The organism is Pantoea sp. Ae19-2, from assembly GCF_059801205.1.
Genome location: NZ_JBCHWE010000001.1, coordinates 4116690 through 4134136, shown reverse-complemented (window position 1 = coordinate 4134136; position 17447 = coordinate 4116690). Strand labels below are relative to the sequence as shown.

Annotated in this window: 17 protein-coding genes; 8 read left to right on the top strand and 9 right to left on the bottom strand. The window is 53.8% G+C overall.

All coding sequences use genetic code 11. The features are described 5' to 3' along the window. The 5 genes from AAIE03_RS18995 to mntP all read right to left on the bottom strand — a co-directional run bounded on the left by AAIE03_RS18995 (position 1) and on the right by mntP (position 4242). Positions 1-1392, bottom strand: coding sequence for a hypothetical protein (locus AAIE03_RS18995; protein ID WP_210451135.1), 1392 nt, complete (start codon positions 1390-1392; stop codon positions 1-3). Next, positions 1385-2305: an alpha/beta fold hydrolase gene (locus AAIE03_RS18990; protein WP_243408622.1), complete on the bottom strand. Its 921-nt coding sequence runs from the start codon at positions 2303-2305 to the stop codon at positions 1385-1387. Before AAIE03_RS18990 ends, AAIE03_RS18995 begins: the two co-directional genes overlap by 8 nt. Positions 2306-2378: 73 nt before the next feature. Next, positions 2379-3215 (bottom strand): fumarylacetoacetate hydrolase family protein, encoded by an 837-nt coding sequence (locus AAIE03_RS18985; RefSeq protein ID WP_210451134.1) that lies wholly within the window; start codon positions 3213-3215, stop codon positions 2379-2381. Between the two features lie 267 nt (positions 3216-3482). Then, a complete protein-coding gene (gene azuC / locus AAIE03_RS18980) occupies positions 3483-3560 on the bottom strand; it encodes a stress response protein AzuC (protein WP_112900613.1) in 78 nt (25 codons plus the stop codon). Positions 3561-3669: 109 nt separating this feature from the next. After that, positions 3670-4242, bottom strand: coding sequence for a manganese efflux pump MntP (gene mntP, locus AAIE03_RS18975; RefSeq protein WP_024472222.1), 573 nt, complete (start codon positions 4240-4242; stop codon positions 3670-3672). Positions 4243-4547: 305 nt separating this feature from the next. Between mntP and AAIE03_RS18970 the strand changes: the two genes are divergently transcribed. Together AAIE03_RS18970 and mqo are read left to right on the top strand one after the other, a co-directional pair. Continuing rightward, on the top strand, positions 4548-4790 hold the full coding sequence (locus AAIE03_RS18970) for a DUF1158 family protein (protein ID WP_013027643.1): 243 nt from the start codon (positions 4548-4550) through the stop codon (positions 4788-4790). Between the two features lie 622 nt (positions 4791-5412). Beyond that, positions 5413-7026, top strand: coding sequence for a malate dehydrogenase (quinone) (mqo, locus tag AAIE03_RS18965; protein WP_014594855.1), 1614 nt, complete (start codon positions 5413-5415; stop codon positions 7024-7026). 108 nt (positions 7027-7134) lie between these two features. Here mqo and AAIE03_RS18960 read toward each other — a convergent pair whose 3' ends face one another. Further along, entirely contained in the window at positions 7135-7722 is a 588-nt protein-coding gene (locus AAIE03_RS18960; protein ID WP_498563136.1) for a LysE family translocator, read from the bottom strand. A 134-nt stretch (positions 7723-7856) separates the two neighbouring features. Here AAIE03_RS18960 and AAIE03_RS18955 point away from each other — a divergent pair, with 134 nt between their 5' ends. After that, the gene (locus AAIE03_RS18955) at positions 7857-9347 is read left to right on the top strand and encodes an aminotransferase-like domain-containing protein (protein WP_064411843.1); all 1491 of its coding nucleotides are present in this window, start codon (positions 7857-7859) and stop codon (positions 9345-9347) included. Here AAIE03_RS18955 and AAIE03_RS18950 read toward each other — a convergent pair. Then, positions 9314-9937, bottom strand: a complete 624-nt coding sequence (locus AAIE03_RS18950) for a glutathione S-transferase family protein (protein WP_014604785.1) — start codon at positions 9935-9937, stop codon at positions 9314-9316. The genes AAIE03_RS18955 and AAIE03_RS18950 overlap by 34 nt on opposite strands. A gap of 105 nt (positions 9938-10042) precedes the next feature. Here AAIE03_RS18950 and AAIE03_RS18945 point away from each other — a divergent pair, with 105 nt between their 5' ends. Continuing rightward, positions 10043-10891 carry a PhzF family phenazine biosynthesis protein gene (locus tag AAIE03_RS18945; RefSeq protein ID WP_014594858.1) on the top strand — a complete coding sequence of 283 codons (849 nt, stop codon included), beginning with the start codon at positions 10043-10045 and terminating at the stop codon, positions 10889-10891. A 39-nt stretch (positions 10892-10930) separates the two neighbouring features. Here AAIE03_RS18945 and AAIE03_RS18940 read toward each other — a convergent pair whose 3' ends face one another. After that, the gene (locus tag AAIE03_RS18940; RefSeq protein ID WP_014594859.1) at positions 10931-11689 is read right to left on the bottom strand and encodes an SDR family NAD(P)-dependent oxidoreductase; all 759 of its coding nucleotides are present in this window, start codon (positions 11687-11689) and stop codon (positions 10931-10933) included. 115 nt (positions 11690-11804) lie between these two features. Here AAIE03_RS18940 and AAIE03_RS18935 point away from each other — a divergent pair, with 115 nt between their 5' ends. The 3 genes from AAIE03_RS18935 (at position 11805) to AAIE03_RS18925 (ending at position 15371) form a co-directional block, all read left to right on the top strand. Continuing rightward, positions 11805-12704 carry a LysR family transcriptional regulator gene (locus AAIE03_RS18935; protein WP_013027650.1) on the top strand — a complete coding sequence of 300 codons (900 nt, stop codon included), beginning with the start codon at positions 11805-11807 and terminating at the stop codon, positions 12702-12704. Positions 12705-12742: 38 nt separating this feature from the next. Next, positions 12743-13762, top strand: coding sequence for an inner membrane protein YhjD (gene yhjD, locus AAIE03_RS18930; protein ID WP_181416457.1), 1020 nt, complete (start codon positions 12743-12745; stop codon positions 13760-13762). Between the two features lie 277 nt (positions 13763-14039). Beyond that, positions 14040-15371: an MFS transporter gene (locus AAIE03_RS18925; RefSeq protein ID WP_013027652.1), complete on the top strand. Its 1332-nt coding sequence runs from the start codon at positions 14040-14042 to the stop codon at positions 15369-15371. A gap of 64 nt (positions 15372-15435) precedes the next feature. Here AAIE03_RS18925 and AAIE03_RS18920 read toward each other — a convergent pair whose 3' ends face one another. Next, positions 15436-16347 (bottom strand): LysR family transcriptional regulator, encoded by a 912-nt coding sequence (locus AAIE03_RS18920; RefSeq protein WP_013027653.1) that lies wholly within the window; start codon positions 16345-16347, stop codon positions 15436-15438. Positions 16348-16465: 118 nt separating this feature from the next. Here AAIE03_RS18920 and AAIE03_RS18915 point away from each other — a divergent pair, with 118 nt between their 5' ends. Continuing rightward, positions 16466-17437, top strand: a complete 972-nt coding sequence (locus AAIE03_RS18915) for an amino acid ABC transporter substrate-binding protein (RefSeq protein WP_014594862.1) — start codon at positions 16466-16468, stop codon at positions 17435-17437. Positions 17438-17447: the final 10 nt, after the last annotated feature.

The window sequence follows — 17447 nt, the reverse complement described above, 5'->3', positions numbered from 1 at the left end:
TCAGGTCAGCGGGTGGAGGGTCACGCCATGGCGCGCACCATAACGCTGAATGCCCGCAATCGCTTTATCAATACTGAGCGGCGGCGGCGCAGGCAGTAGCGGGGCGCGCTCCCGGAGCGCCGAATCGAACCGGGAAAAGGTGGCAAAATCGTGGGGGAAGCGCGTTTCATCTACCCCGACTAATGCGCCCTCTTCCCTGGCGAAGGCTAACAGCTGTTTCCAGCGATCGACGTCCGCCAGGCCAATGCTGTCGGTGCCGTGCGAATACAGCATCATATCGATATGGTTGAAAGGCGGCTGCTTTACAAGAAAGCGCTGCAGCGCATCAGCCGACGGCACGGATGGAAACATCAGCCAGAACGGAATCGCGTGCTGCTGCATGCTGCACCAAGGATCCATGAGTAAAAAGCTGTCTACCGTCAGCCGGGCAGGCAATATGCCCGCCGCCAGATACCAGTCGCGATAAATTTCAGCGACCACGAAACTCAGCGCTTCGGGATGGTCGTAGCGAATCTCCATCAGCCGCCAGCGCTGGGCTTCTGCCAGCTTTTTCAGTGGCGAAATCAGGTAGCCATCCAGCCCCCATTCGGCTTCAGGGACGTGGTCGGTGATAGCAGGCGGTTCCCAACGCGCCCGATCCACGCCTGCCCGCGCCAGATATTCCGCCACTCTCGGCCCGCCCTGCAAATACTCCTTTTCGGTTGCGCCGCCGGGGGCGCCAAACTGAAAGAAAGAGCGGTCACTGGTGCGCGTTACCGGCCACTGTCGCGTACAGTGATTAATGAATAGTGTTGATCCCGCCGGTAATCCTCCCAGCAGAAACTCATTGAAGGCCAGCGGCATGTCGCGCAGCTTCAGGCGGAAATAGTGCATTTTTTCCAGCAGGAGGCGATCCTGACTCGGATCCTGCATGTGGTGCACGGCAAGCTTAGGCCAGGTCGCCAGCAACGCTGCTGCCACGGCCTTGCCGTTTTCAAATTCGGACTGGGCGTCATCCGGATCGCTCTGCTGTACCCGCACCGGGCACAAAAACGTTTGCGGTAGCCACGGCGTTCCCATCGCCGCGGCCAGATGCACCATGGCACCGTTAGTGGCACCGACAAACGCAGCCGGATAATCGCGCTGCGGATAGGTACTGACCATCCATTCGGCGATGCCTTCGACGTCCAGTTCACTGGCCTGTTTGTGACTGATGCCCTCGGCCAGGCCACTGACCGCATAGCCCCACTCACGCAGCCGGGTCGGTAACCGATCAAGTGAAGGCAGTAAGCGGTCTAACATGGGCGACTGGCCTGGACTGGCAAAAGGCCGATCGTGCAGCGCATTCGCTAAGGCCAGCAGCATCGTGGCGGCTGAATCAAACCGGGCAATGCCCTTGGGAGGTTTACTCATGCTGGCTCTCCTGCTGAATACGCACCAAAAAAGGTCGGATGGCGTGGCAGAAACTCCACGGATAGACATAGTGCAGCCGGTGCGTGCCGCCGCGCAGGGTGATTTTTTCACTGTGCGGCAGCAGCCCCGCCAGCTCATCCAGCCAGCGCGCCGGGCAAACCGGATCGCGCGAGCCTCTCAGCAAGAGGGTTGGCGCGGTGAGATAGGTCAGGTGGTGTTCGATAGGATCGTTCAGCATGGCGCGCAGGGTGCCAAAGGCTCGCGGCAAACCGGCTTTCGCCCAGTCAATTCGGGCCAGCGAGTCGGGCGATCGATGCGCTTCCATTCGGCTGTTACGCCAGCCTCGCCATATCTGACGAACCACGCTGCGCGCGTGGCGATCGGCGGTGGGCCCCTGTAATACCAGGCCTGCCACCGCTTCGGGGTATTTATCCGCCAGAGCCGCCAGCACCTGGCAGCCAAAAGCGCTCCCAACCCAGATCGCCCGCTGAAATCCGTTATGCTGTAACCATTGCCACAGGATATCGGCCAGCGCTTTCACCGAAAGAACCGGTGCGGATGCGGGCAACGCACTACCGCCAAAGCCTGGCAGGTCGGGCACCAGAACGTGATAATCCCGTCCCAGCGCCAATGCCAGTGATTCCATCGACCGCCCCGACATTACCAGGCCGTGAATCAGCACCACGGGCAACCCCTGAGGTTCCTCAGGCGTGACGCGGGTAAACATGCGCCAGTCACCGATCTGTTGATAATAACCCGCCAATCCCGCGTGATGACTGCGTGGTGAAACCGGCGGCGTTTGCTTCATTTGCTGCCAGCGTTTCGTGCCCCACATGACCGCCGCGACACCTAAGCCGATCCCGGCGGCAAGCGCCATGCCCTGCCGCTTTCTACACTGGATGGTACGCCTCATCAGCTGCTCCTGTTCCTGGGTATCCATTGAGTGTAGGACGGGAATGGCAGAGGCAGGCGGTTAATGCATTGGGTCAGGCAATGGTATGGCGCAGGCGGCCGATTTTTTCGATCTCAACCTCAACCACATCGCCACTGAACATGAACAGCGGCGGCGTGCGTTTTTTACCCACGCCGCCCGGTGAACCCGTGATAATCACATCGCCTGGCGACAGCGGGCTAAAGGCGGAAACGTATTCAATAATGTTGGCTACCGGATGCACCATGCTGCCGGTGGTATCGTTTTGTACTTCCTGACCGTTCAGCACCGTTTTAATGGTCAACTGCTGCGGATCAGGGATCTCGTCGGCGATAGTCATCCAGGGCCCGAAGCCTCCGGTTTGCGGCCAGTTTTTCCCTGCGGTAAACCAGGTAAACTGCATGTCGCGTACCGTCGCATCCATAAAGCAGCTGTATCCTGCCACCGCGCTCAGCGCCTCTTCCGCCTTAACCTGATGCGCAGGCTGGCCGATGATCACCGCCAGTTCCCCCTCGTAATCAAACTCCTGGGTGGTGGTGGGTTTTTGCAACGGTTGCTCATGGCCGACCAGGGAGTCAGCAAAGCGTACAAATAACGTGGGGGCATCCAGCGTGGCGGCGAATTCCTGGCGTTTATCGGCATAGTTCATGCCCACGCAAAACACTTTACCAGGCTGCTCGATGACGGGCAGAAACTGCACAGTTGACCAAACATGATCGGCGGGCATCGCCTCAAAAGCAGTCAGGTCGGCCAGTGACGAGCGCGTCAGGAAGGTTTTTAAATCCGGGCAGGCTTTTCCCAGGCGCATACCGACATCCACTACGCCTTGAGCCTTAACGATACCAAAGCTTTTCTTCCCCTGTTCAGGAAGGTAAAAACTGCATAGCTGCATGACCGCCTCATGATGATTACGGGTTATAACCGCATGTTTTACAAGAAATTGGCGCGCAGAGTAGCAAAAATAGCGATGAAAATCGTACCTCGTTTGGCACATCGGATGTCCAGATGTATCACGTTGTGTCAGCAGGAGGATGTCAGGAAGGTCACGCAGATAAGGTTGTCGTTATGACAGGGGACAATCAAAAGGGGGGGCGAGATAACGAGGTGATAATCACCGGTCAATCCCTGACCGCGACTATCGAGGGTATTCGGTGGGCGCTTAGTTCAGCGCGCCTGGCGGTACGTGTTTAAAGGTTTCGACATAAGCGTGGAACACGTACTTAAAAAAACGTTTCATACATCATCCGGTTAAAATTTTGTTGAATATCTACAGCAAAAGTATAGCGCCTGCTGTTTAAAGCATCAATAAATTTTGAACCAGATCACAAAATTCACTTTTAACTGCGTTACTGAAACAGGGCCAGGTGCTCTGCAAGAATGGTTGACCCAATAGCAATCAGGACCAGGCCGCCCAGCACTTCAGCCCATTTGCCCAACACCGGTCCGATAAAACGCCCAATCAGCACGCCGGTGGTGGCCATTACGGTGGTTGCCGCACCGATAGTCAGGGCCGTGGTCACGATATTTACCTGCAGGAACGCCAGTCCAACCCCGACGGCCAGGGCATCAAGACTGGTTGCGACCGCCGTGGTGGCCAGTACCATGAAGCCGTGACTCTGCGGTGCTTCACAAGGCTCTGTGGCTGTTTTGCGGAAGCCTTCCATCATCATACGCGCGCCAAGAAAGGCCAGCAGGAAAAAGGCAATCCAGTGATCCCATGCCGCTACGTACTGGCTGGCCGCCAGGCCCAGCGCCCAACCGATAAGCGGCGTCAGGGCTTCGATACAACCGAAAATCAGACCGGTCCGCACGGCTTCCTTCAGGCCAGGACGATGCAAGGTTGCACCTTTGCCCAGTGCGGCGGCAAACGCGTCCATTGACATTCCAAAAGCAAGAATAAGCGTGGCAATAAAGGTCATGATTCGTTCACTTGGGATGAAAAAGCACGGCTTCATGCTAAATCCATCACACAATTTGCTCGGTTATTTAAAAAGTGCGCGCAGTCTATCACGCGATAATCGATATAAAAAGACAATAAAATCAGGGATTTAAGTATAGCAAAGGCTATAACTCATAACAGTCGCTATGAATGCCGCTAAGTTAATGTCATTTAAGCCTTTTCTCGACAGCTTTCCTCCGGGAATGACAGGTAGCGGCAGAGCATGATTGAACCTCTGCACGGAATACCGGAAAATGTCCGGCTGATAAACAGAGAACACTGCTCATGAATAACCCTTTCGAGTCCTTAATCCTTCCCGGTGGCATTTTACTGCTGGGCTTTCTGTCTGCCCTGCTGCTACCCGCACCGGCTTTTAGCCTGACGGTGGCGCAGCATTTGCAGCAGCTGTTTCATTTACAGGATCTGAGCCAGCTGTACACCCTGGTGTTCTGCCTGTGGTTCCTGGTGCTGGGCGCGCTGGAGTTTTTTGTTATCCGCTTTGTCTGGCGTCGCTGGTTCAAGGTGTGACAACGCTGTCCTGCAAAAGCGGCCTGGATACAGGGCTGCCGGGCGGTTGGCCCTGGCCGGTTTTCTGTTCTGAAGAAAATCTTAAAATTACGCTGTCACGCGTATTTCCTGAGGCGTCGCAACCGTGCTGGCATCCTGCATGGGGCCACTCCTGAGGTCACAAAAATGTAACATTTGTTTTACACAAATGGGCCAGATACACCAACGATTAAAAATTCACCTCAAAGAATAAAATTAAATAAACGCCATTTTTCATAAGTTTAAATTATTCCTTCCCTTGGGTGACATTTTCACCCTGCACCATAAAGAGGCAATCTCGCAACATCCATTTCAACTTAACTCACTGAGTTAAAAGAAAAATCTCCCTTATACCCAGCCAGGCATTATGATTATTTCTTATGCTGAATCATTTCTGCATTTAAAAAATAAACAAATGTTTAAATCCGATACGAGAATGTTATATTTGGGCAACAAAGCATAACGTTGAGTTAACTCGTTATCGTCGCTTTAACCCATACCTGAGTCTTAACCCGGAAATAGCGCAACGCGCTCATCAGAAGCGTGACTATTTCGCCTGCAACGCTGTTGAGCTTCAGGTCAACAGAAGAGGAGATGTCGCCTCATGTGCAAATCAGCTGTAAATCTTGCGCTCATGATGAGTGTTAGCGGAAAGGACACCACCAGGGCGCAGGAGCGTAAAGACGTTGATGTACTGCTTATTGGCGCAGGCGTCATGAGTGCTACGTTAGGAACCTGGCTTCAGGATCTGGAACCTGACTGGTCCATCGAAATGGTGGAGCGGCTGGGACACGTAGCGGAAGAGTCTTCAAATGGCTGGAACAACGCGGGTACAGGCCATGCGGCGCTGGCCGAGTTGAACTATACGCCTCAGCGAGCCGATGGCAGTATCGATATCGCCAAAGCCGTTGCGATTAACGAGTCATTCCAAATTTCTCGCCAGTTCTGGGCTTATCACGTTCAGAAAGGCAACCTGCATACGCCGAAAAGCTTTATTCACAGCACTCCGCACATGAGCTTTGTCTGGGGCGATGATAATGTCGCGTTCCTGCGCAAGCGCTTTACTGCCTTACAGAAAAGCACGCTGTTCCGCGGCATGGCTTACTCTGAAGATCCGCAACAAATCGCACAGTGGATTCCGCTGGTCATGAAAGGCCGTGCGTCGAATCAGAAAGTGGCAGCAACCTGGACAGACATGGGTACCGACGTCGATTTCGGTGAAGTAACGCGCCAGCTGATTGCTTCACTGGAGCAAAAAGCCAACTTCCGTTTACGGATGCATCAGGAAGTGCGCGAGATTACCCGCCTTAATGATGGCCGCTGGCAGGTGACGCTCGTCTGCATGAAAGAGGGTACACGCCGCACGTTGACGGCTGGAAAGATCTTTATTGGCGCGGGCGGTGCGGCGCTGCCGCTGCTGCAGAAGGCCGGCATTCCGGAAGCCAACGGCTATGCGGGCTTCCCGGTTGGCGGTTCCTTCCTGGTCACCGAGAATCCAGACGTCGTGAAACAGCACATGGCGAAAGTCTATGGCAAAGCCAGCGTGGGCGCGCCACCGATGTCCGTGCCCCATGTCGATACGCGTGTGCTGAACGGCAAGCAGGTGCTGCTGTTTGGTCCCTTTGCGACCTTCTCGACCAAATTCCTGAAGCAGGGCTCGCTGCTGGATATGTTTGCCTCACTCAACAGCACCAACGTAATGCCCATGATCAAGGTCGGACTGAAAAGCTTTGATCTGGTGAAATACCTGATGGATCAGGTGCTGCAAAGTGACCGCGATCGTATGGATGCACTGCGTGCTTATGTGCCACAGGCGAAACAGGAAGACTGGCGCCTGGTGACGGCCGGGCAGCGCGTGCAAATCATCAAGAAAGATGAGAAAGAAGGCGCAGTGCTGCGTTTAGGCACGGAAGTGGTGTCGTCCGAAGACGGCTCTGTCTCAGCGCTGCTGGGTGCCTCGCCAGGTGCCTCGACCGCCGCGCCGATTATGCTGGAGCTGCTGCATAAGGTCTATCCGGAGCAGATGGCGTCGCCGGAGTGGCAAAATAAAATCCGTGCCGTGGTGCCGTCCTGGGGCCGTAAGCTGAATGGCGATGTGGCGCTGACTGAAAAAGTACTGGCAGAAACCAGCCGTATCCTGCAGCTCAAATACACGCCGGTTACGCCAGTGGCTGCCAACGATGAAGGCCGTGAAACCGCCTATGTCATAGGCAAATAACCCACGGCAGCTCGCAAAACATCATCGCTACGTGCGCATTCGTGGCGATGATGTGTCGGAAATCCAGAACGAAACGTCGCCCTTGACGACCGCGTCAGGCCCACCGGACTAGAGAAGCCTGAAGGCATCGACCAGCATCCAGATCGTGGTCACCACCAGCGACAGCGCCATCAGGCTGTTAAACAGCTGGCGTTTCCAGTTGATTTGCAGGTGACCGCGCAGGCGGTCACCCAGTGCAGCCCACAATAAAATGCACGGCAGATTGAGCAACATAAAAGCCCCCATCACGGTCAGCACGCCACTGCTGGCGCTGTAGAGCAGTGCCACGTTGCTGGCCATTAACCAGGCTTTTGGATTGATAGCCTGAAAACAGGCCCCACCCACCAGGGTCATGGGCTGCGGCTTTGCGCGCGCTTCGGGGGCATTCGCCCGAAATATTTTCCATGACAGCCATAACAAATAACCACATCCCACCAGCGTCAGCGGCAGACGCACAGATGCCATCCAGTGCAGCAGGACTTCCAGCGCCAGCCCCGCAATGGCGGTTTGTAGCGCACAGCCAATCAAAATGCCAAACACCATCGGTAACGTCCGGCGCATACCAAAGTTAACACCGGAAGTGGCGAGCAACAGATTATTTGGCCCCGGCGTAATCGACATCACGGTGACATAACTAAAGAAGGAAGGATCGAGCATAGTGGCGTTCCTGATGAAAGAGAGAACACCATGCTACGATCAGAAAAGCTATGGTAACAGAGACAAGAAATCGCTATTTTGATGGGTACAATCAGAACTGATTCCAACTGTACCTGTTACCTGCGGAGGCAATTGTGTCCCCTGAAACCCAGTCCGAGCACAGACTTTATCAGCAACTGGCCGACAGCTTTGCCGAGGCCATTCACAAGGGCACGCTAAAACCGGGCAAGCGCTTGCCCGCCATCCGGCGCGTTGCTCAGTCACATCAAGTCAGCGTGAACACCGTGCTGAATGCCTGGCAGCTGCTGGAGAATCGCGGTCTGATTGAGGCGCGCCCGCAATCGGGCTACTACGTGCGCGGCGTGCTGCCGGTGGTGACGCGAGATGCCCAGCACTCTTCCCGGGTGGTTCGCGATCCAGGCAACGAGAAGCTGGACTTGATTGATAAGGTTTTCGCCGCACAAAATCATCCGGATTACACCAATATTTCGCTGGCCTGTCCGCAGGACAGTGACCTGTTTCCGTCAGCCAGACTGGCGCGCATTACGGCCTCTCTGCTACGTCGCGATCCACAACTTATTGGTCGCTACGCGCTTCCGCCGGGTAGTGAGCGCTTACGGGAGGAGATTGCGCGACGTGCCTTGCATAGTGGCCAGTCGCTCGCCGCCGATGAGATCACCCTTACCCATGGCTGCATGGAGGCACTTCAGCTGGCACTCAGGGCGGTGACCCGGCCGGGTGATTGTGTCGGTCTGGAATCCCCCACCTATTTCTTCCTGTTTCCCCTGCTGGCATCGCTGGGCCTGAAGGCACTGGAGATTCCTACCGATCCTCAGCGCGGCCTGTCGCTGGATGCACTTGAGATGCTGCTCCAGGAAAAGCGTATTCAGGCGCTGGTTGCCATGCCCTCTGCGCAGAACCCGCTGGGCTTTGGAATGTCGTTGCCCGACAAGAAAAGGCTCGCAAAGTTAGTAAACACTTACAACGTTCCTTTGATTGAGGACGGGCTTTACGATGAGTTGCAGTTTGACTGGCCGCTGTCTCCTACGGTGAAGTCATTCGATCAGCATGGCTGGGTGCTCTACTGCACCAGTTTCACGAAAACCGTTGCGCCCGATTTTCGCATCGGCTGGATTGCAGCCGGCCGCTTTCATGATGCCATTGCACGCCTTAAAGCCGTGTCATCCATGGCGGAATCGGCCCTGCTGTCTGAAACCCTGGCAGAATTTCTTGCCAACGGAGGTTACGACCACCATCTGCGCAGCCTGCGCCGTAGCTATGCCAGCAATCTGGATGAAGCGCGCGGTTTGATTGCGCAGCATTTTCCTCAGGGTACCCGGGCTACGTTACCGCGCGGCGGCTTCGTTTTTTGGGTCGAACTGCCCGGCAATGTGAATACCACAGAGATGTTTACCCGTCTGTTGAAAGAGCAGATTTGTGTCACGCCAGGTGCACTGTATTCGCTGAGCGAGCGCTATAACCATGCATTGCGCCTCTCATGCTGCTATCCGTTTGATCAGCGCTATGTTCGCGCCATCATCCGCGCGGGGGCGGTTGCCTGCGAACTCGCTGGCCTGCCACCGGGCCGGGATCAGGGCGTGCCATTACGTCCCCAAATGGTATAGCCATGCCGTTCAGTGAGGCGTTCGTAGTAGGTCCGCACGGCCGGTAAATCAGGATGGTCAAGCGGCGTTTCAAACCAGCGGTTAACGGCCAGCCCAATAGGGATGTCCGCCAGACTGAAGTTACGCCCGGCAACGTAGCGACCGGTATGTTCCAGCTGCTGATTGAGGATGCCCATGGTGTGGGACCAGCCTTTACAGGCGGCGGCCAACAGTCTTGGGTCCTGATGGGCGGGCGAATTACGCACCAGTGACATAAACGCATAGCGCCATGAGGTGTTAAGTTCCGTCGACTGCCAGTCCATCCACTGATCCACCGGCGCACGCGCACGCGGATTGTCGGGATAGAGCCAGTCGCCACCGTAGGCGGTGGCCAGATAGCGTAGAATGGCGTTGGACTCCCACATCGTCAGGTCTTCATCAATCAGCACCGGGATCATGGCGTTAGGATTAAGCGCGATAAATTCAGGAGAGTGCGTGGATTTGTACCCTTCTCCCCACTCTTCACGTTCGTAGAGCAGGTCCAGTTCGTCACACAGCCAAAGTACTTTGCGCACGTTGATTGAGGAGGCGCGTCCAAGAATTTTTAACATAGCAGGCTCCATCCAGTTGCTTAACTTATTCATAGCCCTGTTAACTGACATAAGCAATTGCCGGAGCAAGAAAAAACATCTTTACCTCATTCACAAGGAGTCAAAATGCACGTTGCGTTTAAACAAGTAGATGTATTTACTTCGGCCGCGTTTAACGGCAATCCCCTGGCCGTCATCATGGATGCACAAGGTCTGGACGACAGCCAGATGGCGGCCATCGCACGCTGGACTAACTTATCTGAAACGACCTTTGTCCTGCCGCCGCAGGATAATCAGGCCGACTACCGCGTGCGTATCTTCACCGTAGAGGGCGAACTGCCCTTTGCCGGCCATCCGACGCTCGGTACCGCTCATGCTTTACTGGAAGCGGGCTTCCAGACAAAAACGCCGGGGGTAATAATTCAGGAATGCGGCGTGGGCAACGTGAAGATAAAAATTGCCGACGACAGCACGCTGGCCTTTGCCGCGCCAAAAGCCACCTTAACACCGTTTCATGATGCGCTTATCAGCGCGGCGCTCAACAGCCATGCGCTCGATACCGCGCAGGATGCCGTGGTGGTCGATATGGGCATCCGCTGGCTGCTGATCCCGATGATCAGTGCCGATGCGGTCCTGGCAATTAAGCCTGATATTGCGGATTTACAGCGGCTTGTCCATCACGCCAACGTCACTGGCATTATGCCATTCGGCCCACTGCCCGCAGGAGAAGCGGAACAGTACGAGGTTCGCGGCCTGATAATTGAGCATGGAAGCCTGACCGAAGATCCGATCACCGGCAGCGCCAATGCCTGTCTGGCACGTTACTTCGCCGCTCAGGGCAAAACGCAGGATTATCGCGTCCGTCAGGGTACTCAGGTAAACCGACAGGGACGCGTGACGGTGGAATATCAGGGCGATACGATCTGGATCGGGGGGAAAACCGTGACGGTGATAGAGGGCACCATCAGGCGCTAACCCGGAAGCTGGCACAAGGGCGGCAAAGCCGCCCTAAAATTACAGCGCCTGACCACCCGATGCTTCGATACGCTGCGCAGTGATCCAGCTGGTTTCCTCACTGAGGATGGCGCAAACGGCATCGCCGATATCGTCTGGCAGGCCCACCCGGCCCAGGGCGGTTAATGCGGCGATAGTGTCATTGACCGTTTTATCATCGCGCACGCGCCCGCCGCCAAAGTCGGTCTCAATGGCACCCGGCGCCAGGATGTTAACGCGAATGCGCCGCTCGCCCAGTTCTTTAGCCTGATAGCGCGTCAGCACTTCCATCGCGCCCTTCATTGAGGCATAGGTTCCGGAACCGGGGTACGTCAGGCGGGTTAATCCGCTGGAGATATTCAGAATGCGCCCGCCGTCTGCTATCGCAGGCAATAGCGTCTGAGTCAGGAAGTAAGGCCCCTTGAAATGCACATTCATCAGCGCATCAAATTCAGCCTCGGTGGTCTCAATAAAAGGTTTATAGTGCCCATGGCCGGCATTGTTCACTAAATAATCAAACGTCTCACGCTGCCAGTGCTGTTGCAGTGCATTTTTCACTTCAGACATGAAACGATCAAACTGGCTAAGGTCGCCGACATCCAGCTGGAGCGCCACTGCGCGGCCGCCTGCGCTTTCAATTTCCCTTACCACGTCCTGCGCTTCATGTTGATGACTGCGGTAGGTCAGAATGATATCCCGGCCCTTAGCCGCCAGTTTTACCGCTGCATTCCGGCCTAAACCGCGATTAGCGCCCGTGATCAAGACGATTTTACGATTCATGTTGATTTCCTGTTGCAAAATTGAACACAGGTTGAGGATATTCTTTAATAATTGTTCTATAAACGCTTAAGAACGAGCAGCACTGTTCCACTTACAACAACAATCGGCAGGCCATATGGATAAAATTCATGCAATGCAGGTTTTCGTCAGAGTTGCAGAGATGGGCAGTTTTACGGCAGCAGCAGAAAGTCTTGGGCTGCCAAAAGGAAGCGTCTCGCGACAAATTCAGGCGCTGGAAAATCAGATGGGAACGCGTCTTTTGCACCGCACCACTCGTCGGGTGCAACTTACCCAGGATGGCTTAGTTTATTACGACCGCTGTCTGGATTTGCTGTCGATGATTAGTGATATGGATAGCCTGTTCCAGCACGATCCCGCCACTTTAAGCGGTAAGCTACGGGTGGATATGTCCGCCGCGATGGCGACCGATCTGATCCTGCCCCGCCTGCCAGAATTTTTGCAGCATTATCCCGGCGTTGAAATCGAGCTCAGCAGCAACGATCGCCAGGTTGACGTTATCCGCGAAGGGTTTGACTGCGTGATCCGCGTTGGCGAGCTGAAGGATTCGGGCCTCATCGCCCGCCGTATCGGCACCCACACCTTAATTAACTGCGCCAGCCCTGGCTATCTTTCACGTTTTGGCCGGCCGATTCGGCTTGAAGAGCTGTCGCAGCATGCCATGGTGCATTACAGTCAGCAGCTCGGCCAGCCTGCCCAGGGCTTTGAGTTTTTCGATGGCAAGCAGTGCCACTATGTGCACACCGGCGGGGTTGTCACCGTCAACAGCACCGAAACCTATCGCGCGGCCTGCCTCGCGGGGCTGGGCATTATACAGGTGCCGACCGTGGGGATTCACAAATATCTGGAAAGCGGTGAGTTGGTGGAGGTGCTGCATGCCTTCCCGGCAAAACCGATGCCGATTCATTTACTTTATCCCCATCGCCGTAACGTCGCCCGTCGCGTTCGGGTATTTATGGAGTGGTTAAGTCAGGTGCTTCAGGAGTATGTCACCTGAGAGGCTATAATGTGTTTTTTACGTTTAACAGGAAGTGAATGTCTATGACAGACGAACAGGACAACGCAAAAGATGCACAGTCACCCAAGCCATTGATTGATATCAAAACAGGCAACAAGTCTGTCGATCGTTCGATCGTGCGGGTTTCACGTTTTGCCACCTGGCTTCAGGCCATACCCGCCGTTGCCCATTTTATTCGTGCGCTTGACCGGTTTAACGATCGTCTCGGTAGCCAGTTTGGCGCAGCCATTACCTATTTTTCATTTTTATCATTAATCCCGATTTTAATGGTGTCCTTTGCCGCCGTGGGTTTTGTGCTGGCATCGAATCAGGATCTGCTGACCGATATCATCAACAAAATCGTCAGCAGCATCAGCGATCCCTCACTGGCAACGACCTTGAAAAATACCGTCAACACGGCCATTCAACAGCGTGCGACCGTGGGGATTACGGGTCTGCTGTTGGCGCTATATTCGGGCCTGAACTGGATGGGCAACCTGCGGGAAGCGATTCGCGCTCAGTCGCGTGACGTCTGGGAACGCCAGCCCGACGATAAAGAGAAAATCTGGAAACGCTATATTCGCGACTTCTTATCGCTGACAGGATTGATGCTGGCTCTGGTTATTACCCTGTCGTTAACCTCTGTCGCAGGCTCTGCCCAGGCGATGATCGTGAGCGCGTTAGGTCTGGATGGCATCGAATGGTTACGTCCTGCGCTGACAATTATCGCGACCTCGATTTCCGTAATGGCAAACTATTTGTTGTTCCTGTGGATTTTCTGGATTTTGCCTCGCCATAAGCCCCGTAAGAAGGCGCTGCTGCGCGGTACGCTGCTGGCGGCAGTGGGTTTCGAAATCATCAAGTTTGTCATGACGCTGACCTTACCAAAACTGGCCACCTCGCCCTCAGGTGCCGCATTTGGGTCGGTATTGGGATTAATGGCCTTCTTTTATTTCTTTGCTCGTCTGACGCTGTTTTGCGCCGCATGGATTGCCACCGCGAAATACAAAGACGATCCGCGTATGCCGGAAAAAGGCGCGCTAACCACTCACAAATGACAATACTGCGTTAAACCAGCGAAAAATATCCCCCTCCGGTTATTTATTCATCAACTTACAGGATGAATAACTGAGGGGTCACTTTTCTTCAGCGCTTTCTTAGAGTATCTCGCCATATTTGCGTCACTTAACGCTGCCATTCTCCGGCATTTAACACATCACAAAAATTTTCCACTTTTGCCGGCGCAACGTCGCTAACCACGCGGCTTTCCGCCATTGAATGCCGTAATACAGGTGCGTAAGATTCCCTATCTGTCATTAAAAATAAGAAACATTTATGCAAGCCTCCATCTCAGAACCGCTCGATCAGCAAAACGATCCCACGCCAGTAAACTCACGAAGTAAAGTGGTTATCGCCTCGCTGGTTGGCACCGCTATCGAATTCTTCGATTTCTATATTTATGCCACCGCAGCCGTCATCGTTTTCCCTCATATCTTCTTTCCTCAGGGTGATGCGACCGTCGCGACGTTGCAGTCGCTGGCCACCTTTGCGATTGCGTTCATCGCCCGTCCCATCGGCTCTGCCCTGTTTGGTCACTTTGGCGATCGCGTAGGCCGTAAAGCCACCTTGGTTGCCTCACTGCTGACGATGGGGATCTCGACCGTGGTTATCGGTTTATTACCCAGCTACCAGAGCATTGGCGTTCTGGCTCCGCTGCTGTTGGCGCTGGCGCGTTTTGGTCAGGGGTTGGGCCTGGGCGGTGAGTGGGGCGGCGCAGCCCTGCTGGCGACGGAAAATGCACCTGCCAAAAAGCGGGCGCTGTACGGCTCCTTCCCGCAGTTGGGCGCACCGATTGGCTTTTTCTTTGCCAACGGCACCTTTCTACTGCTCTCCTGGCTGCTGACCGATGAGCAATTTATGCAATGGGGCTGGCGCGTCCCTTTTGTTCTGTCTGCCGTACTGGTCTTGATTGGTCTGTACGTACGCGTATCGCTGCATGAAAGCCCGGTATTCGCCAAAGTACAGAAAGAGAAGAAACAGGTACGTGTGCCGATTGCCTCGCTCCTGAGCAAACATCTGACGGCAACGATACTTGGCACCTTTATCATGCTTGCCACCTATACGCTGTTTTACATCATGACCGTTTACTCAATGAGTTACGGCACCGCCGCCGCGCCAGCCGGACTGGGGATATCCCGTAACAGTATGCTGTGGATGCTGATGATGGCGGTGATTGGATTTGGCGTGATGGTGCCGATTGCGGGCCTGCTTGCTGACCGCTTTGGTCGCCGTAAAACCATGATCGTCATTACGCTGATGATTATTGGCTTTTCATTCCTGTTTCCGGCCATGCTGGGATCCGGCTCTCAGGCGCTGGTGATGGCGTTCCTGCTGCTGGGCTTGAGCATTATGGGGCTGACGTTTGGCCCGATGGGTGCGCTGCTGCCTGAGCTGTTCCCGACGGAAGTGCGTTATACCGGCGCATCCTTCTCCTATAATCTGTCGTCGATTTTAGGTGCGTCGGTTGCGCCCTATATTGCGACCTGGCTGAACGCGCACTATGGCTTGTACGCTGTCGGATTGTACCTGGCTTCCATGGCTTTCCTGACGCTGATTGCACTGATTGCCTGCAAAGAAACCCGGCATCAAACGCTGTATGAAGTGTGATACCCGATAACGCTAAAGATACTCAACCCGGCTCAGGCCGGGTTTTTTATCGTTTCCGATCACGCTATTTCGCTTTAAGCCAGGCCATAAAATCGTCGATAAAGACACGGGTTTTTAGTGGTAACAGACGGTTGGGTAAGGTAATGGCGTAAGTGGTCATTGAGAGCGTATTTTCAATCCGCCAGTCTGGTAACACGCGGCGTAACTGCCCGTTGAGCAAATAACCATTTGCAATAAAGGTGGGGATTAACGCAATACCCACACCCTGCAATATCGCATCGATCATGGCATCACTGTTATTTATCATCAGCCGGGGCGTGAGTGTAACGCTCTCCATCGTGTCGTTTAACCAGAAACGCCATTCACCGCGAAACTGTGCGTCGTCAGGGAAGAAAATATTATGCTGTTTGAGGTCGCCCGGCATATCAGGCAGCCTTTGATCGTAGTGCTCTGCACATACTAAAACATAGTCAACAGGCATTAATGCCCGCGCTACCATATTGATGGGTGGTGTATCCGTGACGCGCAATGCCAGGTCGTACGACTCATGCGTGAGATTAATCAGATGGTCAGTGAGATTGAGCTCAATATTGATTTCAGCATAGCGTCGCAGAAAACCAGGCAGGAACGGCGTCAGTAAAATCTTCCCAAGCGTTGTCGGCGCAGTAATACGCAGTAACCCCTTAGGGACATCGCTGTAACTGTCTGCCTGAGAAAACAGGGATTTAGTTGCGGCGATAACTGATAAAGCCTGGTGATATATTTCCTGTCCGGCCTCGGTCACAGCGAGCGCGCGCGTCGAGCGGGTAAAGAGTAAAACATTTAGCCTTTTTTCCAACCTGTCTATCATACGACTCACTGAAGACGGCGTCATGGATAGCGCTCTGGCAGCTGAGGAAAAGCTACCACTTTCAACCACCTGAACAAACAAAACCAATCCAGGCAAGACTTCCGTTAATTCATTTATGTTCTTCACGCACAGCTCTTTTGCATCTCAACTATCTAGCCAAGCTAGCACTGAACAGTATGATGTTCAACAGAGGTTTACATCCGTGAAACCTTATTATTCTTAATACTTTAATTACAGGCTAGCTATGTTTGAACATGCAGTAATCAAACGCATTGAACAACATGACGTATTAAATGTTGGTGTGAGTTTAGGTTTTAAAGGCCTTTCGCAGCGCGATCCCCTCAACAACAGCTGGAATGGATTTGATATTGATTTGGCACGCGCTGTGGCTATCAGCGTGCTGGGAGACGGCGGCAAAATCCATTTTATTCCTTTGCAATCGGCTGATCGCTTCCAGGCCCTACGTGATGGCGTCATCGATCTTGGCACCTTTAACGCTAGCGTGACCTTTCAGCGCGAAGCGGAGTACGGCATTAATTTCCTACATCCGATGTTGTTTGATGGGGAAGTGCTGATGACTCCGCGCAGTAACCTCACTGAAGAAACGCCACAAGCCAGGTTCACTCGTCAGCGTCGTATTGCTGCGATGCGTGGCTCAACAACTGAAGAGAACCTCACTCGCTATTTTGATGAACTTAACCTGCCCTGTGAGATTCTGCTATTTGACTCTCCGCAGCAAGCGAGGCAAGCCTACGAATCAGGAGAATGTGATATCTACTGTCTGGATGGTTATCTGCTAGCGGGTGAACATCACCAGTTAACAGATAGCAGCCAACATCTTATCCTGGACGATCGCATTTCACTTGAGGCAATGGCACCCGCCGTTAGCGCCAGTGATTCACAGTGGTATATTGCGACAAAATGGGTTATGCGCGCACTGATTGAAGCTGAGAATCTGGGTATTACCCAAAAAAACATTTTAGAAAAAAGTGATAATCCTGAGGGTTATTTAAAAACGTTTCTCTATCCCGATGTGAATTTGTGTTCGCAACTCGGTCTACAACCTGACTTTATTAGAGAGATAATACGTAAAATTGGCAACTATGGTGAGATTTTTGAGCGTAACCTGGGTAAAAACTCAGAATTAAAACAACAGCGCCGCGACAATAAACCTTGGGCGGAAGGCGGAATGCTCTGGTCACCTCTTTTTATTTGATTTCTTAAAT